Raw genomic sequence first — 23206 nt, 5'->3', positions numbered from 1 at the left:
CACCCCTCACCCCAGCCCTCTCCCCCAAGGGGGCGAGGGGGAAAGGGGGCAGATCTTCATGCTGTTCAGAATCTGAGTTCGACTCGGTATTGCACGTCGATGGACTTCGAGAGTGCAGCTCGGTCAGTCCCCTCTCCCTACGGGAGAGGGTTAGGGTGAGGGGCTTTTGCTCCTGATTATTCACCAACTGAATACCAGACAACCCGAAACCCTCAACTACGCTTGTGCTCAGCTCCCACATCTATAAGAGGCTGCGCACGATGAGTCTGTCCCAGTTCAAAATCGCTCACAAACTGATCACCGGCGCCGGGGCCATCGAGCAACTGGCCGCCGAACTCACCCGCCTCGATATCGACAACCCGCTGATCGTCACCGACGCCGCGCTGGTCAAGTCCGGCACCGTGGAGCTGGCGCTGTGCCAATTGGGCGGGCGCGAGTACGAGATTTTTGATCGGGTGCTGCCGGACCCGGAAATCGCCATCGTCGAAGATTGCATGCGCGTGTATCGCGAGGGCGGGCATGACGGCTTGATCGGTCTCGGCGGCGGCAGTGCCATCGATATCGCCAAGAGTGTCGCCGCGTATGCCGGATACCACGGCGCGCTGGAAGACCTGTTCGGCGTTGATCAGGTGCCGCGCAAAGGCCCGCCGCTGATCGCCATCCCGACCACCGCCGGCACCGGCTCGGAAGTGACCAACGTCGCCATTCTTTCCGACAAGGTCGCGCAACTGAAGAAAGGCATCGTCAGCGATTATCTGTTGCCGGACGTGGCGCTGGTCAGTCCGCAAATGACCCTGACCTGCCCGCGCAGCGTCACCGCCGCCAGTGGCGTCGATGCGCTGGTGCATGCCATCGAATCCTATCTGTCGGTCAACGCTTCGCCGATCACCGATTCGCTGGCGCTCGGCGCAATCAGGTTGATTGCCAGGTCGCTGCCCAAGGCCTATGCCAATGGCGCCAATCTGCAGGCCCGTGAGGACATGGCCACCGCCAGCCTGATGGCCGGGATGGCGTTCGGCAATGCCGGAGTCGGCGCGGTGCATGCGTTGGCCTATCCGTTGGGCGGGCGCTTCAACATCGCCCATGGCGTCAGTAACGCGTTGTTGCTGCCGTACGTCATGACCTGGAACAAGATGGCCTGCGTCGAGCGCATGCAGGATGTCGCCGAGGCCATGGGGGTGAAGACCGCGCATCTGAGCGCCACCGAGGCGGCGGACAAAGCCGTGCAGGCAATGACCGAACTGTGCGCGGCGGTGGAAATTCCGGCCGGGCTGCGCAGTTTTGGCGTTCCGCAAGAGGCGATCCCGGCCATGGCCATGGAGGCCGCGGGAATCGAGCGTTTGATGCGCAACAACCCGCGCAAGCTCAGCGCTGCGGATATCGAGAAGATCTACCGAGCGGCGTACTGATCATCGCGGTCACGGTGCGCGCACGGAAACTTGAGGTATACAATGCGCGCCATCGTGATTTAGCTCAGAAAAGGTGCGTCATGCAGCCCTTCGTAATTGCTCCGTCGATTCTCTCCGCCGACTTCGCCCGCCTCGGCGAAGAAGTGGACAATGTTCTGGCCGCCGGTGCCGACTTCGTCCACTTCGATGTCATGGACAACCACTACGTGCCGAACCTGACCATCGGCCCGATGGTTTGCGCGGCACTGCGCAAGTACGGCATCACCGCGCCGATCGACGCGCACCTGATGGTCAGCCCGGTGGATCGCATCGTTGGCGACTTCATCGAGGCCGGCGCGACCTACATCACTTTCCACCCGGAAGCCACGCTGCACGTCGATCGTTCGCTGCAACTGATCCGTGAAGGCGGCTGCAAATCCGGCCTGGTGTTCAACCCGGCGACCCCGCTGGACGTGCTCAAGTACGTGATCGACAAGGTCGACATGGTCTTGCTGATGAGCGTCAACCCGGGCTTCGGCGGGCAGAAGTTCATTCCTGGCACCCTCGACAAACTGCGCGAAGCGCGGGCGATCATTGATGCTTCGGGGCGCGACATCCGTCTGGAAATCGACGGCGGCGTCAACGTCAACAATATCCGTGAAATCGCGGCCGCTGGCGCTGACACCTTTGTGGCCGGCTCGGCAATCTTCAATGCGCCGAACTATCAGGAAGTCATCGACAAGATGCGTTCCGAACTGGCGCTGGCGCGCCCATGAGCGGTTTTGAGCAGCTGTTCCCGGGGCAACTGCCACGGTTGGTGATGTTCGATCTGGATGGCACGTTGATCGACTCGGTTCCCGACCTGGCGGCGGCGGTGGACACCATGCTGCTCTCCCTCGGCCGCAAGCCCGCCGGCATCGAGGCGGTACGCGAGTGGGTCGGCAATGGCGCACCGGTGCTGGTGCGCCGGGCGCTGGCCGGCGGCATCGATCATTCGGCGGTGGATGACGTCGAAGCCGAGCACGCGCTGGAAGTATTCATGGAAGCCTATGGCGCGAGCCACGAGTTGACCGTGGTCTATCCCGGCGTACGCGACACTCTCAAATGGCTGCACAAACAGGGCGTGGCCATGGCATTGATCACCAACAAGCCGGAGCGTTTTGTCGCGCCGCTGCTGGATCAGATGAAGATCGGCCGCTACTTCAAGTGGATCATCGGCGGCGACACCCTGCCGCAAAAGAAGCCTGACCCGGCCGCGCTGTTCTTCGTGATGAAAATGGCCAACATCCCGGCCTCGCAATCGCTGTTCGTCGGCGATTCGCGCAGCGACGTGCTGGCGGCGAAAGCGGCGGGGGTCAAGTGCGTGGCGCTGAGCTACGGCTACAACCACGGCCGCCCGATTGCCGAAGAATCCCCGGCACTGGTGATCGACGATCTGCGCAAGCTAATTCCCGGTTGCCTCGGTACAGCCGCTGAGATAACGTTGCCCGACGCTTCTCAATCCCATTCTGGAAACGCCATCGTGGTGGTCACCCGCAAACTCTGGATGAAAGTCATCAAGGCCCTGGCCCGCTGGCGTTGGCGCGCCTGACTGATGCCTGGCCGGCTTGCCGGCGCGTTTGCACACCTGACTGTTAGCACCTCACACCACGAGGCACCTCATGATCCGCGAAGAATTCCTGCGCTTGGCCGCTGACGGCTACAACCGCATTCCGTTGGCCTGCGAAACCCTGGCCGACTTCGACACCCCGCTGTCGATCTACCTGAAACTGGCCGACCAGCCAAACTCCTACCTGCTCGAATCGGTGCAGGGTGGTGAGAAATGGGGTCGTTACTCGATCATCGGCCTGCCGTGCCGCACCGTGCTGCGGGTGCACGACCATCACGTGAGCATCACCGTCGATGGCGTCGAGACCGAAAGCCATGACGTCGAAGACCCGCTGGCTTTCGTCGAAACCTTCAAGGCCCGCTACAACGTGCCGACCATCGCCGGTCTGCCGCGTTTCAACGGTGGCCTGGTCGGTTACTTCGGTTATGACTGTGTGCGTTATGTCGAGAAACGTCTGGGCAAATGCCCGAACCCGGATCCGCTGGGCGTGCCGGACATTCTGCTGATGGTGTCCGATGCGGTAGTGGTGTTCGACAACCTCGCCGGCAAGATGCACGCGATTGTCCTCGCTGACCCGGCGCAAGCCGATGCTTACGAGCAGGGGCAGGCGCAATTGCAGGAACTGCTGGAGAAACTGCGCCAGCCGATCACCCCGCGCCGTGGCCTGGATTTCAGCAAGCAACAAGCGGCTGACCCGGTATTCCGCTCCAGTTTTACTCAGGACGATTACGAAAAAGCCGTCGACACCATCAAGGAATACATCCTCGCGGGCGACTGCATGCAGGTGGTGCCGTCGCAGCGCATGTCGATCGACTTCAAGGCCGCGCCAATCGATCTGTATCGTGCCCTGCGTTGCTTCAACCCGACGCCGTACATGTACTTCTTCAACTTCGGCGATTTCCACGTCGTTGGCAGTTCGCCGGAAGTGCTGGTGCGGGTCGAAGACAACCTGATCACCGTGCGCCCGATTGCCGGTACGCGGCCGCGTGGCGCCACCGAGGAAGCGGATCTGGCGCTGGAAGAAGATCTGCTGTCGGACGACAAAGAGATCGCCGAGCATTTGATGCTGATCGACCTCGGTCGTAACGACACCGGTCGGGTTTCGGAAATCGGTTCGGTGAAGCTCACCGAGAAAATGGTCATCGAGCGTTATTCCAACGTGATGCACATCGTCTCCAACGTCACCGGCCAGTTGAAGGCCGGGCTGACCGCGATGGACGCGCTGCGGGCGATTCTGCCGGCGGGCACCTTGTCTGGCGCGCCGAAGATCCGTGCGATGGAAATCATCGACGAGCTGGAACCGGTCAAGCGTGGCGTGTATGGCGGGGCGGTCGGTTACTTCGCCTGGAACGGCAATATGGACACCGCGATTGCGATTCGTACCGCGGTGATCAAGAACGGTGAACTGCACGTGCAGGCCGGTGGCGGCATCGTCGCCGACTCGGTGCCGGCGCTCGAATGGGAAGAAACCCTGAACAAGCGCGGCGCAATGTTCCGTGCCGTGGCATTGGCCGAGCAAACCCCGGACGCCTGATCCACATTGTCTCCTGTGGGAGCGAGCCTGCTCGCGAAGTGGGCGTGCCAGTCGCTATAGAAGTCAGCTGATACTCCGCTTCGCGAGCAGGCTCGCTCCCACATGGACTTTGTGTTCAGCCATAAAAAAACGCGGCGCCCATTAGGACGCCGCGTTTTTTATGCCTGCGCTAACCCTGCAGGAGCTGGCGCAGCCTGCGATCTTTTGCTTTTCAACCTCAGAAATCGAGACTGACCCCGACATTAACCCCCTGCTGGGTAAAGTCATCATCCTTGCGCACGTTGTAGCTGGCGCGCAACGCCAGATCCTGCGTGAGCTTGTGGCTCACGCCCAGGTTCAGGCGATTGAGGTTGGTCTGCGGCTCGTAGCCTTCGAGCGTGAAGCGATTGTTCGGCAGGCTGTTGAGGTTGATGGTCAGATCCTGACGGTCATCGTTGTACTCACGTTCGTGAGCGAACTCGCCGAAGACTTCGGTCTGCGCGGTGATCTGGTACTTGCCCTGGATCCCCAGGCCCAGGCGCCGCGAGTTGCGCGACTGGTCATCGAAGGTCAGCGCTGTGGAATCCGCGCCTTTTTCCGAGTAACCATCCACTTCGGTCTTGCCAAAATCGGCGCTGACGAACGGCGACAGGTGCCACGGGCTGCTGGCCTGCTGCGCGATGTCGTAGCCGAGGCGGCCGCTGATCGCCAGCACGTAACCGTCGGTATCGCCTTTCTCTCCGCGCTCGTTGACCCCAAGCTGGAATTTACGCTTGAGGCTGTCGTAGTCGAGTTTGCCGGCGGTCATCGCCAGGTCGCCCCACCAGCGGTTTTGCTGGTACTGGGCGAACGCGGTGCCCATGTAGGAGTTGAGCTTGTATTCCGAATCGGCGTCGCCGGCTTCGAGTTTCTGGTGGTAGAGGCCCGCGGCCAGACCTACACGCCAGGCTTCGTTGACGCGATAGCTGCCGCCGATGTTCAGGTTGTAGCCGTTGCCATCGGCACTGGCGGCGCTGTGCTGGCCGTCGAAATCCTGATGTTGACCGCCGCCAGCCACGATGGCGCGCCATTGGCCCACGGCTTGCCAGTTTTCCCAGTCGGCCAGCCATTGATTGCGCAGTTCATCCTGATGCGCGCGCAACGAACCTTGGGCCATTTCCGGCAGCAAGGTCAGCTCCCAAGGGGCGGCCAGCAGCGAATAGGCGTAGTCGGCAATCAGGCGCTGGCCGGCTTCGGTCGGGTGCACTGCGTCGTTGTAGATCAGCTTGGTCGGATCCGGCGTGGCGCTGTTGATGCCGTATTTGGCGTTCTCGGGGCAGCTGTTGCCGCTGAAGCAGGTGGCCGTCAGGTTCTGGTCGGTCGCGAGGCCGAACTGCGCCGGGTTGGCGAAGGCTTCTTTGAGCAGCACCGGAATGTTCAGCGGAATGATTTCGGCGTTGATGCCCTGCAACTGCCTGACCAGTTCGGTGTTGAACTGGGCGCTGAGCTGCGAGGTGAAGCCCTGCAGCGGCGAGCCGTTGATGGCCGGGGTCAGGCCGATGTCCGGCAGCAGCCAGACCATGATGTATTTGGCGCCGGCGCCTTGCAGCGTGCGAGCGCTGTCGGCCAGGCGATCGGCCGCCGAGCTGGCCTGATCAAGGCTGAGTACGCGGCCCTGAAGGAAGTCATTGCCGCCCCCGGACAGGTAATACAGCGCGTTCGGATCGGCACGGAAGCCGTTCGACGGCAGGTAACCGCTGCGGGTGCGTTCGCCGGTGGCGGACTGCGTGGTGATCGAGTCGAGGATCTGGTCGGTACGGTAACCGCCCACCGCCCAGTTGTTGCCATCGGCCAGACCTTCACCGGCACGCACGGCCGATGACGAGGAGGCGGTCTGATCGGGGCTGAAACCGAGTTTGCCGCCGATGATCTGGGTGGCGTTGAGGTCGCGGTTTTCCCCGGTGCCATCCTTGTACAGCGGGCCGGTGCGGTTGGTGTAGCGCTGCGTGGCACCGGCCGGGCCGCCGCTGTCCTTGAAGGTCCCGGCATCGTTCAGGCTGTCGCCGAACACGATGAAGTTCGAATAGGGAGCGGGTGCTGCGTAGGCCTGGGCGCAAGCCATGGCGAGCAGGCAACCGGCGAGCGGTACAAACAACGTCTGTTTGATCATGAGCAAGTCCGTTTATTTATTGTTGTAGGTGAACGAAACGACAGTACCAAAAACTCCCGGCGTTTTGCCATCGGTCGCGAAGCCTCCCTTAGTTTTGTCCCCCGTCAGCCCCGCCATATTGCACGCTCCGTCCAGCTAAGTTACTGTGCCGGAACGTATGAACGAGACCTTCCCCGTGTTGATCGTCAGCAAACTTCTGGATCAAGTCATCAAGGCACACGCCCGTTGGCGTTGGCGCGCCTGAATCTTTTCTGCCGGCCCGGCCGGATCTGTATCGCTTTGCCTTCCTTACCCGTTTGAAATGCCGCTGTGCCGACGTCACCTGCGCGTCCGACATCGTGCAGCGCCCTGCGGGCAAGTCATTCGAAGGCTGTCTTCAAGTCAGAATTCAAGAGGTTCGAAACGCCATGTTGCTGATGATCGACAACTACGACTCCTTTACTTACAACGTTGTGCAGTACCTCGGCGAGCTGGGTGCCGAGGTCAAAGTGGTGCGCAACGACGAACTGACCGTCGCCGAAATCGAAGCGCTCAACCCCGAGCGCATCGTGGTCTCGCCAGGCCCGTGCACGCCGACCGAAGCCGGCATTTCCATTGAAGCCATCAAGCATTTCGCCGGCAAACTGCCGATCCTCGGCGTCTGCCTCGGCCATCAATCGATTGGCCAAGCGTTCGGCGGCGATGTGGTGCGTGCCCGTCAGGTGATGCACGGTAAGACTAGCCCGGTATTCCATGAGGACAAGGGCGTTTTCGCCGGTCTGAATCATCCGCTGACGGTTACCCGCTACCACTCGCTGATCGTCAAGCACGATACTTTGCCCGAGTGCCTTGAGCTGACCGCGTGGACGCAGCACGATGATGGTTCAGTCGACGAAATCATGGGCCTGCGGCACAAGACCCTGAACATTGAGGGCGTGCAGTTCCACCCTGAATCGATCCTGACCGAGCAGGGCCATGAACTGTTTGCCAACTTCCTCAAACAAACCGGCGGCACGCGCTAAGGACTCCCATGAACATCAAGACAGCCCTGAGCCGTATCGTCGAACACCTCGACCTCAGCACCGAAGAAATGCGCGACGTGATGCGCGAAATCATGACCGGCCAATGCACCGAAGCGCAGATCGGCGCATTCATGATGGCCATGCGCATGAAGAGCGAGAGCATCGACGAAATCGTCGGCGCCGTTTCGGTGATGCGTGAGCTGGCCGATCAGGTCGAACTCAAGACCCTCGACGGCGTGGTCGACGTGGTCGGTACCGGCGGTGACGGTGCGAATATTTTCAACGTGTCGACCGCGTCCGCGTTCGTCGTCGCAGCAGCCGGTTGCACCGTGGCCAAGCACGGCAACCGCGCAGTATCTGGCAAGAGCGGCAGCGCCGACTTGCTCGAAGCCGCCGGCATCTACCTGAACCTGACGCCGGTGCAGGTCGCCCGTTGCATCGACAACGTCGGCATCGGTTTCATGTTTGCCCAGACTCACCACAAAGCCATGAAGTACGCCGCCGGCCCGCGCCGCGATCTCGGCTTGCGTACGCTGTTCAACATGCTCGGCCCGCTTACGAATCCGGCCGGTGTCAAACATCAGGTGGTGGGCGTGTTTACCCCTGCGCTGTGCCGGCCATTGGCCGAAGTCTTGCAGCGCCTGGGCAGCAAACATGTGCTGGTGGTGCATTCGAAGGATGGTCTGGACGAATTCAGTCTTGCCGCGCCGACCTTCGTCGCTGAACTGAAGAACAACGAGATCACTGAGTATTGGGTCGAGCCGGAAGATCTGGGCATGAAGAGCCAGAGCCTGCACGGTCTGTCGGTCGAAGGTCCGGAAGCGTCGTTGGCGCTGATCCGCGATGCGCTGGGCAAGCGCAAGACCGAAAACGGCCAGAAAGCTGCCGAAATGATAGTGCTCAATGCCGGTGCGGCGCTGTATGCCGCTGACCTGGCGACCAGTCTCAAAGAAGGCGTGGCGCTTGCGCACGACGCACTGCACACCGGTCTTGCTCGGGAAAAACTCGAGGAGTTGGGTGCCTTTACCGCGGTATTCAAAGTGGAGAATGAGGGATGAGTGTACCGACGGTTCTGGAAAACATTCTGGCGCGCAAAGTCCAGGAGGTCGCCGAGCGCAGCGCTCGCGTCAGCCTGAGCGAGCTGGAAAGTCTGGCCAAGGCGGCCGATGCACCCCGTGGTTTTGCCCAGGCATTGCTGGCGCAGGCCAAGAAGAAGCAGCCGGCGGTCATCGCTGAAATCAAGAAAGCTTCGCCGAGCAAGGGCGTGATCCGCGAGAACTTCGTGCCTGCCGACATTGCCAAGAGCTACGAGAAGGGCGGTGCGACCTGTCTGTCCGTACTGACCGATATCGACTACTTCCAGGGCGCCGATGCCTACCTGCAACAGGCCCGCGCCGCGTGCAAACTGCCTGTAATCCGCAAGGACTTCATGATCGATCCGTACCAGATCGTCGAAGCCCGCGCACTGGGCGCCGACTGCGTGCTGTTGATCGTCTCCGCACTGGACGACGTGAAAATGGCTGAGTTGGCCTCGGTCGCCAAAGGCGTCGGTCTCGACGTGCTGGTGGAAGTGCACGACGACGATGAGCTGGAACGCGCACTGAAAACCCTCGACACGCCGCTGGTCGGGGTCAACAACCGCAATCTGCACACCTTCGACGTCAGCCTGGAAACCACCCTCGACCTGCTGCCGCGCATCCCGCGCGACCGTATGGTGATTACCGAGAGCGGCATCCTCAACCGTGCCGATGTCGAGTTGATGGAAATCAGCGACGTTTATGCGTTCCTGGTCGGCGAAGCGTTCATGCGCGCGGAAAGCCCGGGCACCGAACTGCAGCGCCTGTTCTTCCCGGAGCGCGGCGTTCCGGTCAGTGGTTCGACCCTCGACTGATCTGCTTCAGACCGAGTCGCCCCTTTCGCGAGCAGGCTCGCTCCCACAGGAAATGTATTCTTGATGTGGGAGCGAGCCTGCTCGCGAAGGGGTCATAAGATTCACTACAGACTGCTCGTCTAACGGATTTCTTTATGACTCCAGTTTGCCTCCCCATCGAAGCCGGCCTGCAAGCCGAACAAGACTTGCTCGCTTCCGTCTGCGCCGGCGACGCCGAATTCGGCCTGCTGTTCTGGCAACCCAGCGATCGCGCGTTGGTCATGCCGCGCCGCCTCAATCGTCTGCCCGGATTCGAACACGCCTGCGAAGTCTCCGCTGCTGCCGGTTGGCCAGTCTTGCTGCGGGAAACCGGCGGTGAACCGGTCCCGCAATCCGCTTCAACCATCAACATCGCCTTGGTCTACGCCCCGCCCCGCAGCGAGGGCGATCTGAACCGCATCGAAACCGGTTACCGGCGCCTGTGTGATCCGATCTGTGAATTGCTCGATGAGTTGGGCGGTGTGTCGTCGTTGGGCGAAATCGACGGCGCGTTCTGCGACGGTCGTTTCAACGTCAATCTCGACGGCCGCAAGATGGTCGGCACCGCTCAGCGCTGGCGCCAGAGTCAGGGTGGTCAGCGTCCGGTGGGCCTGGTGCACGGGGCGATGCTGATGGATAACGAGCGCGAGTCGATGGTTGCGGCGGTCAATCGCTTCAACGAGGCTTGCGGTCTGGAGCAACGGGTGCGCGCCGAAAGCCATATCGCCCTGCATGAGAAGTTCGTCGCGCCAACGGCTTTGGCGCGTCTGGATGAGCTGTTTCGTCTGATGCTGACGCAGGTCTACAGCGTCTGATTTTGCGCGCTTAGCGCGTACCGAAGACCACCATGGTCTTGCCTTTCACATCGACCAGGTTGCGTTCTTCAAGATCCTTGAGCACGCGACCGACCATCTCCCGCGAACAACCGACAATTCGGCCGATTTCCTGACGGGTTACCTTGATCTGCATGCCGTCCGGGTGCGTCATCGCATCAGGCTGTTTGCACAGCTCCAGCAGGCAGCGGGCTACGCGACCGGTAACGTCGAAGAACGCCAGGTCGCCGACCTTGCGCGTGGTATTGCGCAGACGCTGCGCGATTTGTCCGCTGAGGACGTAAAGAATGTCTGGATCCTGCTGCGACAATTCGCGGAACTTCACGTAGCTGATTTCGGCGATTTCGCATTCGACCTTGGCCCGCACCCAGGCGCTGCGTTGCTGTTCCTGGCCCGCCTGCTCGAACAAACCCAGCTCGCCGAAGAAGTCCCCGCCGTTGAGGTAGGCGATGATCATTTCCCGACCGTCGTCATCTTCGATCAGGATCGTGACCGAGCCCTTGATGATGAAGTACAGCGTGTCCGAGCGATCGCCGGCGCAGATGATGTTGCTCTTGGCCGCATGGCGACGGCGCTGGCAATGCATCAAGAGCTTGTCGAGGTTCTTGATTTTGGGTGTGGGGGTAATAGCAACCATGGTTGTATCCCGAAAAGACTGCACGGTGATGTTTGGTTTTTTTATGAGGCGCTGAAGGCGGTCGCTACACAGGCTGACAATTGGCGCCAGCGAATTGGCGCCAGCTTACCAGACACTTCGTCGAAAATTCGAGAAATTACCTACGCAGCTGAGGCATCCGTCCTAGGAACGCCGGGCGCTGCCAGAGCAAAGGCCTGTGCTAAGCTGGCGACCCTTTTTTCTACAGTGGAGTCTTGGCGATGAAGGCACGCATCCAATGGGCTGGCGAAGCCATGTTCCTCGGCGAATCCGGTAGCGGTCATGTTGTGGTCATGGACGGACCACCGGACGCCGGTGGTCGTAATCTGGGTGTTCGCCCGATGGAAATGCTCCTGCTGGGCGTTGGCGGTTGCAGCAACTTCGACGTGGTCAGCATCCTGAAGAAGTCGCGTCAGGCGGTTGAAAGCTGCGAAGCGTTCCTCGAAGCCGAGCGCGCGATCGAAGATCCGAAGGTGTTCACCAAGATCCACATGCACTTCGTGGTCAAGGGCCGTGGCCTGAAAGAAGCCCAGGTCAAGCGCGCCATCGAACTGTCTGCCGAGAAGTATTGCTCGGCCTCGATCATGCTCGGCGCGGCCGGCGTGGCGATCACTCACGATTATGAAATCGTCGAGCTCGGTTGAATCGACATTCAACTATCATAAAAGCAGTGCAGACTCTGGCGATCCCTCGCTGACGTCTGCATAATGCGCCACTTTTTTCAGGGCAGTGATCGGTCAACCGACGGATCGTCCGCCTGAACAGATAACCAAAATCGCCATCGCGAAGAGGTGTTAACCGTCCTACGCAGGTGCGTTGTTCGCACTTGACGGGCATGCTTGATCACGCGGCTGCGCCGCATACATAGAGAGTTTTTAACGGTGAAAAGCAAACTCAAGCTCCACGGGTTCAATAACCTGACAAAGACCTTGAGCTTCAACATCTATGACATCTGCTACGCGGAAACCCCGCAAGACCAGCAGGCTTACGTCGAGTACATCAATCAAGAGTACAACGCCGAACGCCTGACGCAGATCCTCACGGAAGTTGTCGAAATCATTGGTGCCAACATTCTGAACATCGCGAGTCAGAACTATGAGCCTCAGGGTGCCAGCGTCACGATTCTGATCTCGGAAGAGCCGGTGACCCCGACTGACAGCCAGATCGAAGAGTCCCCGGGTCCATTGCCCGAAATCATCCTTGCCCACCTCGACAAGAGTCACATCACGGTGCATACCTATCCGGAAATCCATCCGGACGCCGGTATTGCGACGTTCCGTGTGGACATCGACGTGTCGACCTGTGGTGTCATTTCACCGCTTAAAGCGCTCAACTTCCTCATTCACCAGTTCGATTCGGACATCGTGACTGTGGATTACCGTGTGCGCGGCTTCACCCGTGACGTTGAAGGCAACAAGCACTTCATCGACCACGAGATCAACTCGATCCAGAACTACCTTTCCGAAGACACTCGCGACGCGTACCAGATGACCGACGTGAACGTGTACCAGGAAAACCTGTTCCACACCAAAATGCTGCTGAAGAACTTCGAACTGGATAACTACCTGTTCGGCGACGCCACCAGCAACCTGTCCTCCGAGCAGCGTGCTCAGGTGACCGAGCGTGTGAAACACGAAATGCTGGAAATCTTCTACGCGCGCAACATGCCAGCGTAAGATTCCCGGGCACAAAAAAGGCGACTACCGTGCGGTAGTCGCCTTTTTTATTGCCGAAAAACAGAACCCTGTGGGAGCGGGCTTGCTCGCGAAGAGGCCCTTTGTGGCAATACAGATCTCAGATCCGATAAGTACTCTTGGTCATCACCTTTGCCAACAGACTCATCCCGAACTTCACCGGCGCCGGAAAACGGAAACCGCCCGCATCCAGTGCGCTCTCCGCATGATGCTCTTCATCAATGCGCATCTGTTCCAGAATCGCCCGGGACTTCTCGTCCTCGGCCGGCAATTGTTCCAGGTGCTCGTTCAAGTGCTTACACACCTGATGCTCGGTAGCCGCGACGAAACCAAGGCTGACCTTGTCGCTGATCAGACCGGCCACGGCGCCAATGCCGAACGACATCCCGTAGAACAGCGGATTGAGCACGCTGGTGTGACTGCCCAGCTGATGGATGCGCTGCTCGCACCACACCAGATGATCGATTTCTTCTTCGGCGGCATGCTCCATGGCAGCACGCACCTGCGGCAACTTGGCGGTCAGCGCCTGGCCCTGATACAGCGCCTGGGCGCAGACCTCACCGGTGTGGTTGATGCGCATCAGGCCGGCGACGTGGCGGGTGTCTTCATCGCTCATCTGCACATCCGGCTGCACAATGGCTGGCGACGGACGGTACGGCTGGCCACTGAAGGGCAGCAGAGTGCGCATCGCGGCATCGGCTTGCAGCAGAAGACGGTCAATCGGCGAGTAGTGACGTTGGGTAGTCATGCTGACCTCCGGGAAAAATCTCGACCGCCAGTTTAACCGAATCGGCCGGGGAAGGTTTGCGCTGGGTCATTTGCCACGCGGTCATGCTTTTGGTGGGAGCGGGCTTGCTCGCGAAGGCGCCGGCACCTTCAGAATATCAATGCCAGACGCTCCGCTTTCGCGAGCAAGCCCGCTCCTACAGGGGCGGATGCAGTGAATCAGCCCGGCGGCCAGTTCATCTGGCGCTGACCAAGTACGTGCATATGAATGTGATAGACGGTCTGGCCACCTTTTTCATTGCAGTTCATCACCACCCGGAAGCCTTCCTCGCAGCCCAGCTCCAGCGCCAGACGCTGGGCAGTGAACAGGATGTGCCCGGCCAGTGCCTTGTCGTCTTCGGTCAGGTCGTTGAGGGTGCGCACCGGTTTCTTCGGGATCACCAGAAAATGCACCGGTGCCTGAGGGGCGATGTCGTGGAACGCCAGAACCTGGTCGTCCTCGTAAATGATCTTGGCCGGGATCTCCCGGTTGATGATCTTGGTGAACAGAGTATCCACTGCTGTTTTCTCCGTTGTGGGGGCTGGCCTGAGTGTACGCATGGGAAATGCCCCCGCCCAGTGTTTTGCCGTAGGACAGTTCAGCGCGGGCAGTAAGCCTTGTTGACCATGCCGACGATGGTGCGATTGAGCCAGCGCGAGCCGAGGCGTGGCAGGAAGGCCAGCCACCGGTTGCGTCGTCCCGGAATGATGATGGCGCGGTTTTTCTCCAGTGCACGCACGGTGTACAGCGCGACTTCCTCGGGACTCATCAGCAGTTTGCTGTCCTTGAGTTTGTCGCTGTTGAGCTGCGCGGTGCGGAAGAATGCGGTGCGGGTCGGGCCGGGGCAAAGTACCGAGACTTTGACCGCGCTCTGTTTCAGTTCAACCCGCAGCGCTTCGGAGAAGTGCAATACGTAAGCCTTGCTGGCGTAGTAAGTGCTCATCCACGGGCCGGGATTGAACGCCGCCACCGAGGCGACGTTGAGGATCTGTCCGCCGCCCTGCAGCGCCATGCTGTTGCCGATGGCGTGGCACAGGCGGGTGAGGGCGAGGATGTTGACTTCGATCAGATCCTGCTCGGTCATCCAGTCCTGGGCGAGGAACGGGCCGCAGGTGCCGATGCCGGCGCAATTGACCAGCAGATCGATCTGCCGGTCGCCTTCTTCCAGTTCCAGCAGGAAGCCGGACAAGCGCAATGGCTCGCCCAGGTCGCAGGCGCGGAACAACACCTCCACGCCAAAGCGCTGGGTCAGTTCGATCGCGATACTTTCCAGCTGATCACGCTGGCGGGCCACCAGAATCAGGCTGCGGCCGCGCCGGGCCAGCGCTTCAGCCATGGCCAGGCCGATGCCACTGGAGGCGCCAGTGATCAGAGCGTAACGGGTCATGCAATTCTCCATCGCAACAGCTCCGCGCCAGCGACGCAGGTGTCACGGCGGGGAGCGTTGTTCATTCTTTCGCAGAGTCTACAGGGGCCGGGGCCGCTTCGGCTGCATCGTCCACGGAATTCGCCGGTTCAGTCTCGACCTCGACTTCATCGGTAGTGACCGAGCCGCTTTCGTAGCTGCTCTCAAGGTTGCTTTCGTATTCCTGCTGGATCGCCGAGATACCGCCGAGCATGCCACCGGCAAATACCAGGGCGAAGAACACGATCCACAACGAGCACAGCACTTTGACCGCGGTGCTGTTGGGTGGCGGTGGCGGGCCGTAGCGGTTAGCGCCGGTGTTGCCCGGCACGACCATGATCACCAGCGGGAAGAAGCTGCCCACGAACGGCACCAGGTTCAGCAGCCACAGCCAGCCGGACCAGCCGATATCGTGCAGGCGCTGTACGCTGAACAGAATGCTGACAATGATGAAGCCGAGGAACAGGAAGAACGCGAATATCCCGCCAATGATCAGGCCGGTGGTGGAGTCGCCACTGACCAGTCCGAGAGCGAGCAGGGCGAATATGCCCACGATCGGCAGAGTCACCAGACTCAGCACCATCGTCCAGGCCAGAAACCGCAGGCGACCGATCCGGCCTTCGACGCTGAAGGGCTTGAGCACTGCGAATGCTGGCAGGTTTTCGCCGACATTGGCCCGAGGTGGCGCATAGGGTGATGCGGGTTCGTTGAAAGTCGCCGGTTGTTCATGCACGTCTGACAGACTCAGTTCGATCGCCGTTTCGCTTTCGATCCGTGCGTCGATCCCGGTCTTGCTCAGTGCTTGCAGATAAGTCTGCGCATCGCTGTGGGTCAGGTCGCGTTTGAGAGCGACGGTGCTGCCGTTGAACAGGCGCTCGATGGCGGCAACATCGCTTTTGAACAGGGCCGCCAGATTGAGCTTGGCGGTGGTGAGATCGACACCGGGCTGTAGAGCACCGTCGAAAACGATCTTGTAGCGAGGTTCGCTCATGGTCGGGGCATCCTTGTCGCGAATCAATTGAAAGTCAGCAAGTGTAAGGCCAGTCGGTCGATCACTGGCCTGATTTTTCTCAGCGCGGCCAGCGTTTGGGCAATTGCGCCACGCGTTCCAGCGCCTGACGATATTCCGCGTCGAGCCGGGCGATCAACTGGTCGACGCTCGGCAGGTCGTCGATCTGGCCTACGCCCTGGCCGGCCGACCACACGGTCTTCCAGGCCTTGGCTTCATCGTTGATCGGTTTGAGCTTGTCACCGAAATTGACTTCGCCCTTGCCTTGCAGCGCGGCCATGTCGAAACCCGCCGCCTCCAGGCTTTGACGCATGAAGCTGGCCGGTACTCCGGAGACTGCAGGAGTATGAATGATGTCCGCCGCCTTGGCCGTCAGCAGCATGTCCTTATAGGCGTCAGGCGCATGACTTTCGGTGGTGCCGATAAATCGCGTACCGAAGTAGGCCAAATCCGCGCCGAGCAGCTGTGCGGCCAAAATCTCATGGCCGTGGTTAAGACATCCGGCAAGCAACAGGGTTTTATCGAAGAACTCACGGATCTCGGCGATCAGTGCAAACGGACTCCAGGTGCCGGCATGGCCGCCGGCGCCCGCCGCGACGGCGATCAAGCCGTCGACTCCGGCTTCGGCGGCTTTCTCGGCATGCCGGCGCGTGGTCACGTCGTGGAACACCAGTCCACCATAGCTGTGCACGGCATCGACCAGTTCCTTCACTGCGCCGAGGCTGGTGATGACAATCGGCACCTTATGCTCGACGCAGATGTTCAGATCCGCCTGCAGGCGCGGATTGCTGTTGTGCACGATCAGGTTCACTGCATACGGCGCCGGGTTGTCCAGTGTCGCCAGGCCCGCTTCAATCTCCTCCAGCCAGGCCTTGAAGCCGCTGCTTTCACGCTGGTTCAGCGCCGGGAAGCTGCCAACCACGCCGTTACGGCAGCAGGCGAGCACCAGCTCCGGGTTGGAGATCAGGAACATCGGCGCCGCCACTATCGGCAAGCGCAGACGTTGTTCGAGCAAAGCGGGCAGCGACATTGGAAATCCCCCGAGGTGTGATGCTGTTATGAAGTTAGAACGGCTTGACCACGACCAGAATTACGATAGCCAGCAATATCAGAACCGGCACTTCATTGAACCAGCGATAAAAGACATGGCTGCGGGTGTTCTCGCCACGGGCGAAGCGTTTTACCTGCGCGCCGCACATGTGGTGGTAGCCGATCAGCAGCACCACCAGGGTCAACTTGGCGTGAATCCAGCCGTCCATGCTGAAGATGCCCGGATTGAGGTAGATGAGCCAGCCGCCGAAGATCAGCGTGGCGATCATCGCCGGGCCCATGATGCCGCGATACAGCTTGCGCTCCATGAGGCTGAAGCGTTCCTTGCTGATCGCGTCTTCACTTTGCGCGTGATAAACGAACAGCCGCGGCAAGTAGAACAGCCCGGCAAACCAGCAGACGACGCTGACGATGTGAAACGCTTTGATCCACAGATAGAGCATTTTTGGTTATTCCCAGGTTCACGGTAGCCGGGATAGTAGAGGCTTGAGCGTCCGCACGTCACCTTGATGGTTGTCGCAGGGGCGCGCGGCCCCTATTATCGACGGCTTTCCAGTGGGTTCGTTGAGGGCAGGTTTATGGTCAAGGTCGGTATCGTCGGCGGCACGGGTTACACCGGTGTCGAACTGCTGCGTCTGTTGGCACAGCATCCGCAGGCAGAAGTGGTGGTGATCACTTCCCGATCCGAGGCCGGTCTGGCCGTGGCTGACATGTACCCGAACCTGCGCGGCCACTACGACGGCCTGGCGTTCAGCGTGCCGGACATCAAAACCCTTGGCGCTTGCGATGTGGTGTTCTTCGCAACCCCGCACGGCGTTGCCCATGCGTTGGCCGGTGAACTGCTGGCTGCGGGCACCAAGGTCATCGACCTGTCAGCGGACTTCCGGTTGCAGGACGCTGAAGAATGGGCCAAATGGTACGGACAGCCACACGGTGCGCCGGCGTTGCTGGACGAGGCGGTCTACGGCCTGCCGGAAGTCAATCGCGAGCAGATCAAGAAGGCGCGTCTGATCGCCGTACCGGGTTGCTATCCAACCGCCACACAGTTGGGTTTCCTGCCACTGCTTGAAGCGGGTCTGGCTGATACTTCGCGTCTGATCGCCGACTGCAAATCCGGCGTCAGCGGTGCCGGTCGTGGCGCAGCTGTAGGCTCGCTGTATTCCGAGACGTCGGAAAGCATGAAGGCTTACGCGGTGAAAGGTCACCGTCATCTGCCGGAAATTCGCCAGGGTCTGCGTCGCGCTGCCGGTAAGGATGTCGGTCTGACCTTCGTCCCGCACCTGACCCCGATGATTCGTGGCATTCATTCCACGCTCTACGCGACCGTGGTTGATCGTTCGGTGGATCTGCAGGCACTGTTCGAAAAGCGTTATGCCAACGAGCCGTTCGTCGACGTGATGCCGGCCGGTAGCCATCCGGAAACCCGCAGCGTACGTGGCGCCAACGTCTGCCGCATCGCTGTGCATCGTCCGCAGGATGGTGATCTGGTGGTGGTGCTGTCGGTGATCGACAACCTGGTCAAAGGCGCGTCGGGTCAGGCGGTGCAGAACATGAACATTCTGTTCGGCCTGGATGAGCGCTTCGGCCTCTCCCACGCCGGTATGCTGCCGTAACACGTTCGGCAACACAGCAAAAAGGCCCGTCAAACGGGCCTTTTTGCATTCTGGGCAGTTGGTCGGGTTTATTGATATACCGTAACAATAGTTGACCGATTTTCTAGGACAAGCGGATAATGCGCGTCATCACGCATTATGGCGGCGTAACGCCGGGAGATAGTCAGCATGAGCGTCGAATCCTTCACCCCCACGGCTTTGCAATTCACCCAAGGTGCTGCGCACAAGGTGAAGAGCCTGGTCGATGAAGAGGGGAATGATCGCTTGAAGCTGCGCGTATTCGTTACGGGCGGCGGTTGTTCAGGGTTTCAGTACGGCTTCACCTTCGATGAGGATGTGGCCGAGGACGACACCATCGTCGAGCGCGAAGGCGTGAGTCTGGTGGTCGATCCGATGAGTTTCCAGTACCTGGCGGGTGCCGAAGTGGACTATCAGGAAGGTCTGGAAGGTTCGCGCTTCGTGATCAAGAACCCGAACGCCACCACGACCTGTGGTTGCGGCTCTTCGTTCTCGATCTGATCGCACCTCGCTGCGCACAACAAAACGCCGCAGAGCCTTACGGTTCTGCGGCGTTTTTTGTTGCTGGCGTTTTATTCAGTTGGGATAGATGGCGCCGAGTACCCGCAGGCCTTTGGCGCCGGTGACGCTCGGGCGATTGGCGGCAATGCCTTCGAGGCAGCAATGGGCCAGCCAGGCGAAGGCCATTGCCTCGACCCAGTCCGGATCGACGCCGTGAGTGGCGGTGCTGGCGACGGTGGCGTTAGGCAGCAGGTCGGCAAGACGTTTCATCAGCGTAGCGTTGTGAGCGCCGCCGCCGCAGACCAACATTTCCCGCGTATCGGATTGAGCGCTTTGCAGCGACTCGACGATGGTCTGCGCCGTCAGTTCGAGCAGCGTTGCCTGAACGTTTTCAGCAGCGAAGCTCGGCAAACTTGAGAGGTGGTGCTCCAGCCACGGCAGGTTGAACACTTCCCGGCCAGTGCTCTTCGGGCCTTTGGTCACGAAGAACGGGTCGCCGAGCAGAGCTTTCAGCAAGACTGGCTCGACCGTGCCGGTGGCTGCCCACTGGCCGTTGCGATCATAGTTCTCGCCGCGTTGCTGATGAATCCAGGCATCCATCAGCACATTCCCAGGGCCGCAGTCGAAACCGGCTACAGGCCTGGTCGGTTCTATCAGACTGAGATTGCTGAAACCGCCGACATTCAGGACTGCACGGTTACCGTTACGCTCTTCGAACAAAGCCTCATGGAAGGCTGGTACCAGCGGGGCACCCTGACCGCCAGCAGCCACGTCGCGGCTGCGGAAGTCGCTGACCACGGTGATGCCGGTCAGCTCTGTCAGGAGTGCGGGATTGCCGATTTGCACAGTGAAGCCACGAGCGGGCTCATGACGAATGGTCTGGCCATGGCTGCCGATTGCACGAATGGCCTCAGGCTTTAGTTGCTGCTGATCGAGGAGGGTATGGATGCCCTGTGCAGCGAGTTTGACCCAGTGCTGCTGGGCGATCGCCGAGCGGGCAATCTCGTCGGGGCCGCTGGCGCACAAGCCAAGCAGCTCGGCGCGCAGGGTTTCAGGCATGGGGATGTAATGCGTGGCGATCAGTTTGATCGCCGAGGTCTGCTCGATCAGGGCGATGTCCAGCCCATCGAGACTGGTGCCGGACATCACGCCGATATAAAGAGCCATGGCTTAGCGCTTGCTCGAAGCCAGCATGGTGGCCTTCTCTTGATCCATGCGCGCCATCAGCGGCTGGCTCTGCGCAAGGAAGCGCGCGCGCTCGGACTTGGCGATCGGATCTGCCATTGGCAGCTTCTGGCCCAGTGGGTCGACGTGAACACCGTTGACCTGGAATTCATAGTGCAAGTGCGGTCCAGTGGACAGGCCGGTGGTACCAATGTAGCCGATCACTTGACCCTGCTTGACGCTGCCACCGGTTTTCACGCCTTTGGCAAAGCCTTGCATGTGGCCATACAGCGTGCGGTAGGTGTTGCCGTGCTGGATGATCACCGTGTTGCCGTAGCCACCGCGGCGGCCGGCCAGCAATACTTTACCGTCGCCGGCAGCCTTGATCGGCGTACCGCGTGGCGCTGCGTAATCGACACCTTTGTGGGCGCGGATCTTGTTGAGGATCGGGTGTTTGCGGCCCATGGAGAATTTCGAACTGATGCGGGCGAAGTCCACCGGAGTACGGATGAACGCCTTACGCATGCTGTTGCCATCAGCGGTGTAATAGCTGCTGTTGCCTTGTTTGTTGGTGTAACGCACGGCGGTGTAGGTCTTGCCGCGGTTGGTGAAGCGCGCAGACAGGATCGGGCCGGTGCCCACTGCCTTGCCGTTGACCACTTTCTGCTCGTAGATCACGTCGAATTCGTCACCTTGACGGATGTCCTGAGCGAAGTCGACGTCGTAGCCGAAGACGCTGGCCATATCCATGGTCAGGCTGTGGGACAGGCCTGCACGGGCAGCGGATTGTGACAGGGAGCTATTGATCACGCCGTGCACGTAAGCCGTGCGAACGGTCGGCTTGGCTGTTACGCGGTTGAATGCGTAGCCCTTGTCATTCTTGGTCAGGGTAATGGTTTCGACATCGCTGACCTTGCTGTGCAGGCTGGTCAGTTGGCCTTCCGGGTTCAGTTCGAACTCCAGCTTCTGGCCGTGCTTGAGCTGGCTGAACTGTTTGGCTTGTTTGTCGCTGGCCAGCACTTCGTGCACAGCAGCGGCTGGCAGACCGACTTTCTCGAACAATGTAGAGAGCGTATCGCCTTTGGAGACGACGACTTCGCGGTGCCCCGGGGCTTTTGATTTCTCTGCAGCCGGAGCTGGGGCAGGTGCGGCTTCAGCGGTTTTCGGGGTTTCTTCGGTGCTGTTTTCGATCTGGGCGAAAGGTGAGGCTGCTGGCTCATTTGTGGCTTGAATCGCGTCAGCAGCGTCTTGATCTTGTGTCAGTTGTTCAGCAGGACTTTCCAGTTCCAGGCTCAGGGTCGTCTTTTTGGCTTCAACATCACTGGAAGGAAATACCAGGAGCGCCAGGCTGAGAAGGGCGGCGATTCCACTTGCGGCGAGCAGGTGGGTCTTCGGGTAAAGCGGTGGCGCTTTAGACGGTTCAGTGGTCATAAGTAATTTTGACTTTGAAAAAAGATGAATTGGAAAAGATGAATGACATGATGAAGATGAAATAACTGTATAAAATATAACCAAATCATCCCCGAAGCAAGTCTACAGACACCCTGTCTGCAGATTGGTGTCCGTGCGCCGGGCAAAACTTGTAATTGGTGCACGATCTTGTATGGTTGGTTCCCTTTGAATCTGAGCCTTGCGGGTCTGTTATGAAGTCGGTTGAAGAGCAGCTAGCGCTGATTAAACGTGGTGCGGAAGAACTATTGGTCGAGTCCGAGCTGATCGAGAAGCTCAAGCGCGGCCAGCCGCTGCGTATCAAGGCTGGTTTCGATCCAACCGCCCCGGATCTGCACTTGGGTCACACCGTGCTTATTAATAAGCTGCGCCAGTTCCAGGAATTGGGGCATCAGGTGATCTTCCTGATTGGTGACTTCACCGGGATGATCGGTGATCCAAGCGGCAAGAGCGCTACGCGTCCCCCTTTGACTCGCGAGCAGGTTTTGGAAAACGCCGAGACCTACAAGTCACAGGTGTTCAAGATTCTGGATCCGGCGAAAACCGAAGTTGCTTTCAACTCCACCTGGATGGATCAGATGGGGCCGGCGGACTTCATTCGTCTGACTTCGCAATACACTGTCGCTCGCATGCTTGAGCGTGATGACTTCGACAAGCGTTACACCACCAACCAACCGATCGCTATTCACGAGTTTCTCTATCCGCTGGTTCAGGGATATGACTCGGTTGCTCTGCGCGCGGATGTTGAGTTGGGCGGTACCGATCAGAAATTCAACCTGCTGATGGGGCGTGAGCTGCAGCGTGGGTATGGCCAGGAGGCTCAGTGCATTCTGACCATGCCGTTGCTGGAAGGTCTGGATGGCGTGAAGAAGATGTCCAAGTCGTTGGGCAATTACGTCGGTATCCAGGAAGCGCCAGGTGTGATGTACGGCAAGCTGGTTTCGATTCCGGATGCGCTGATGTGGCGTTACTTTGAGCTGCTCAGCTTCCGTTCGATGGATGAGATCAATGCCTTCCGTGCAGATGTCGAGGCGGGGGCTAACCCGCGCGACATCAAGATCAAGTTGGCGGAAGAGATTGTCGCGCGCTTCCATGGTGAGGAGGCTGCGGCCAATGCTCATCGCGCTGCCGGTAATCGTATGAAGGATGGCGAACTGCCGGATGATCTGCCGGAGATCGAACTGGCCTCTGCTGAAGATATGCCAATTGCGGCCGTCCTTAATAAGGCAGGCCTGGTGAAGAACTCGGCAGCGGCGCGTGATCTGTTGGCTTCTGGTGGTGTGCGTGTGGATGGCGAGGTGGTTGATCGCTCCTTTATATATGTGCTGGGCGCGACCCACGTTTGCCAGGCGGGCAAGAAGGCATTTGCACGTATCACACTGAAAGCTGAATAAAGTTTGAAATAAGGGTTGACGGCGAATTTTAGAAGTCTATAATTCGCCCCACTTCCGGCGCAGTCGAAACGGAAAACTCCTTGAGA

General features: G+C 59.8%; 23 protein-coding genes. 13 read left to right on the top strand and 10 right to left on the bottom strand.

Translation table 11 applies throughout. The features are described from left to right. Positions 1 to 260: 260 nt before the first annotated feature. The 4 genes from QRN61_RS00115 (at position 261) to trpE (ending at position 4531) form a co-directional block, all read left to right on the top strand. A complete protein-coding gene (locus tag QRN61_RS00115; protein WP_285372955.1) occupies positions 261 to 1409 on the top strand; it encodes an iron-containing alcohol dehydrogenase in 1149 nt (382 codons plus the stop codon). Positions 1410 to 1489: 80 nt separating this feature from the next. Continuing rightward, the gene (gene rpe, locus QRN61_RS00110) at positions 1490 to 2164 is read left to right on the top strand and encodes a ribulose-phosphate 3-epimerase (protein WP_003228808.1); all 675 of its coding nucleotides are present in this window, start codon (positions 1490 to 1492) and stop codon (positions 2162 to 2164) included. After that, the gene (locus QRN61_RS00105) at positions 2161 to 2979 is read left to right on the top strand and encodes a phosphoglycolate phosphatase (RefSeq protein WP_047296963.1); all 819 of its coding nucleotides are present in this window, start codon (positions 2161 to 2163) and stop codon (positions 2977 to 2979) included. The genes rpe and QRN61_RS00105 overlap by 4 nt, the downstream gene beginning before the upstream one ends. 70 nt (positions 2980 to 3049) lie before the next feature. After that, a complete protein-coding gene (trpE, locus tag QRN61_RS00100; RefSeq protein ID WP_285372954.1) occupies positions 3050 to 4531 on the top strand; it encodes an anthranilate synthase component I in 1482 nt (493 codons plus the stop codon). 217 nt (positions 4532 to 4748) lie between these two features. Here the strand turns inward: trpE and estP are convergent, their stop codons facing one another. Beyond that, positions 4749 to 6659 (bottom strand): esterase EstP, encoded by a 1911-nt coding sequence (gene estP / locus QRN61_RS00095; protein ID WP_285372953.1) that lies wholly within the window; start codon positions 6657 to 6659, stop codon positions 4749 to 4751. 407 nt (positions 6660 to 7066) lie between these two features. Here estP and QRN61_RS00090 point away from each other — a divergent pair, with 407 nt between their 5' ends. From QRN61_RS00090 to QRN61_RS00075, 4 genes are all read left to right on the top strand, one after another. Continuing rightward, complete coding sequence (locus QRN61_RS00090) at positions 7067 to 7660, top strand: aminodeoxychorismate/anthranilate synthase component II (RefSeq protein WP_047596412.1); 594 nt, start codon at positions 7067 to 7069, stop codon at positions 7658 to 7660. Between the two features lie 8 nt (positions 7661 to 7668). After that, complete coding sequence (gene trpD, locus QRN61_RS00085; protein WP_003228800.1) at positions 7669 to 8718, top strand: anthranilate phosphoribosyltransferase; 1050 nt, start codon at positions 7669 to 7671, stop codon at positions 8716 to 8718. Next, a complete protein-coding gene (gene trpC / locus QRN61_RS00080) occupies positions 8715 to 9551 on the top strand; it encodes an indole-3-glycerol phosphate synthase TrpC (protein ID WP_027610735.1) in 837 nt (278 codons plus the stop codon). The genes trpD and trpC overlap by 4 nt, the downstream gene beginning before the upstream one ends. Positions 9552 to 9685: 134 nt before the next feature. Beyond that, positions 9686 to 10384 (top strand): lipoate--protein ligase family protein, encoded by a 699-nt coding sequence (locus QRN61_RS00075; protein WP_285372952.1) that lies wholly within the window; start codon positions 9686 to 9688, stop codon positions 10382 to 10384. Between the two features lie 10 nt (positions 10385 to 10394). On the opposite strand, the gene crp is transcribed toward QRN61_RS00075, so the two are convergent. Beyond that, complete coding sequence (gene crp, locus QRN61_RS00070) at positions 10395 to 11039, bottom strand: cAMP-activated global transcriptional regulator CRP (protein WP_285372951.1); 645 nt, start codon at positions 11037 to 11039, stop codon at positions 10395 to 10397. Between the two features lie 239 nt (positions 11040 to 11278). On the opposite strand from crp, the gene QRN61_RS00065 reads away from it, so the two are divergent. Then, complete coding sequence (locus QRN61_RS00065) at positions 11279 to 11701, top strand: OsmC family protein (protein WP_285372950.1); 423 nt, start codon at positions 11279 to 11281, stop codon at positions 11699 to 11701. 237 nt (positions 11702 to 11938) lie between these two features. Beyond that, on the top strand, positions 11939 to 12733 hold the full coding sequence (gene speD / locus QRN61_RS00060; protein WP_027610737.1) for an adenosylmethionine decarboxylase: 795 nt from the start codon (positions 11939 to 11941) through the stop codon (positions 12731 to 12733). Between the two features lie 118 nt (positions 12734 to 12851). On the opposite strand, the gene coq7 is transcribed toward speD, so the two are convergent. The 6 genes from coq7 to hemJ all read right to left on the bottom strand — a co-directional run bounded on the left by coq7 (position 12852) and on the right by hemJ (position 17424). Beyond that, positions 12852 to 13499 (bottom strand): 2-polyprenyl-3-methyl-6-methoxy-1,4-benzoquinone monooxygenase, encoded by a 648-nt coding sequence (gene coq7 / locus QRN61_RS00055; RefSeq protein ID WP_027610738.1) that lies wholly within the window; start codon positions 13497 to 13499, stop codon positions 12852 to 12854. 197 nt (positions 13500 to 13696) lie between these two features. After that, a complete protein-coding gene (locus QRN61_RS00050) occupies positions 13697 to 14035 on the bottom strand; it encodes a histidine triad nucleotide-binding protein (protein ID WP_003228789.1) in 339 nt (112 codons plus the stop codon). An 80-nt stretch (positions 14036 to 14115) separates the two neighbouring features. Beyond that, the gene (locus QRN61_RS00045) at positions 14116 to 14904 is read right to left on the bottom strand and encodes an SDR family NAD(P)-dependent oxidoreductase (protein ID WP_027610739.1); all 789 of its coding nucleotides are present in this window, start codon (positions 14902 to 14904) and stop codon (positions 14116 to 14118) included. Between the two features lie 61 nt (positions 14905 to 14965). Further along, entirely contained in the window at positions 14966 to 15913 is a 948-nt protein-coding gene (locus QRN61_RS00040) for a DUF805 domain-containing protein (RefSeq protein ID WP_103368672.1), read from the bottom strand. Positions 15914 to 15992: 79 nt separating this feature from the next. Further along, the gene (locus tag QRN61_RS00035) at positions 15993 to 16961 is read right to left on the bottom strand and encodes an NAD(P)H-dependent flavin oxidoreductase (RefSeq protein WP_285372949.1); all 969 of its coding nucleotides are present in this window, start codon (positions 16959 to 16961) and stop codon (positions 15993 to 15995) included. Positions 16962 to 16995: 34 nt separating this feature from the next. Continuing rightward, the gene (gene hemJ, locus QRN61_RS00030) at positions 16996 to 17424 is read right to left on the bottom strand and encodes a protoporphyrinogen oxidase HemJ (RefSeq protein WP_285372948.1); all 429 of its coding nucleotides are present in this window, start codon (positions 17422 to 17424) and stop codon (positions 16996 to 16998) included. A gap of 135 nt (positions 17425 to 17559) precedes the next feature. Here hemJ and argC point away from each other — a divergent pair, with 135 nt between their 5' ends. Continuing rightward, positions 17560 to 18594, top strand: a complete 1035-nt coding sequence (gene argC, locus QRN61_RS00025; protein WP_064589472.1) for an N-acetyl-gamma-glutamyl-phosphate reductase — start codon at positions 17560 to 17562, stop codon at positions 18592 to 18594. 168 nt (positions 18595 to 18762) lie between these two features. Continuing rightward, positions 18763 to 19113, top strand: a complete 351-nt coding sequence (erpA, locus tag QRN61_RS00020; protein ID WP_003228776.1) for an iron-sulfur cluster insertion protein ErpA — start codon at positions 18763 to 18765, stop codon at positions 19111 to 19113. Positions 19114 to 19188: 75 nt separating this feature from the next. Here the strand turns inward: erpA and QRN61_RS00015 are convergent, their stop codons facing one another. Together QRN61_RS00015 and QRN61_RS00010 are read right to left on the bottom strand one after the other, a co-directional pair. Further along, positions 19189 to 20280: an anhydro-N-acetylmuramic acid kinase gene (locus QRN61_RS00015; RefSeq protein ID WP_135296672.1), complete on the bottom strand. Its 1092-nt coding sequence runs from the start codon at positions 20278 to 20280 to the stop codon at positions 19189 to 19191. A 3-nt stretch (positions 20281 to 20283) separates the two neighbouring features. After that, positions 20284 to 21708 (bottom strand): peptidoglycan DD-metalloendopeptidase family protein, encoded by a 1425-nt coding sequence (locus tag QRN61_RS00010; protein WP_098965877.1) that lies wholly within the window; start codon positions 21706 to 21708, stop codon positions 20284 to 20286. Between the two features lie 212 nt (positions 21709 to 21920). On the opposite strand from QRN61_RS00010, the gene tyrS reads away from it, so the two are divergent. After that, positions 21921 to 23120 carry a tyrosine--tRNA ligase gene (gene tyrS, locus QRN61_RS00005; RefSeq protein WP_027610745.1) on the top strand — a complete coding sequence of 400 codons (1200 nt, stop codon included), beginning with the start codon at positions 21921 to 21923 and terminating at the stop codon, positions 23118 to 23120. Positions 23121 to 23206 lie beyond the last annotated feature (86 nt).

It is taken from the genome of Pseudomonas sp. lyk4-TYG-107 (genome assembly GCF_030209055.1).
In the GTDB taxonomy this organism is placed as follows: domain Bacteria; phylum Pseudomonadota; class Gammaproteobacteria; order Pseudomonadales; family Pseudomonadaceae; genus Aquipseudomonas; species Aquipseudomonas putida_A.
The sequence above is the reverse complement of the archived record's forward strand: the minus strand, read 5'-3'. Positions and strand labels throughout refer to the sequence as shown.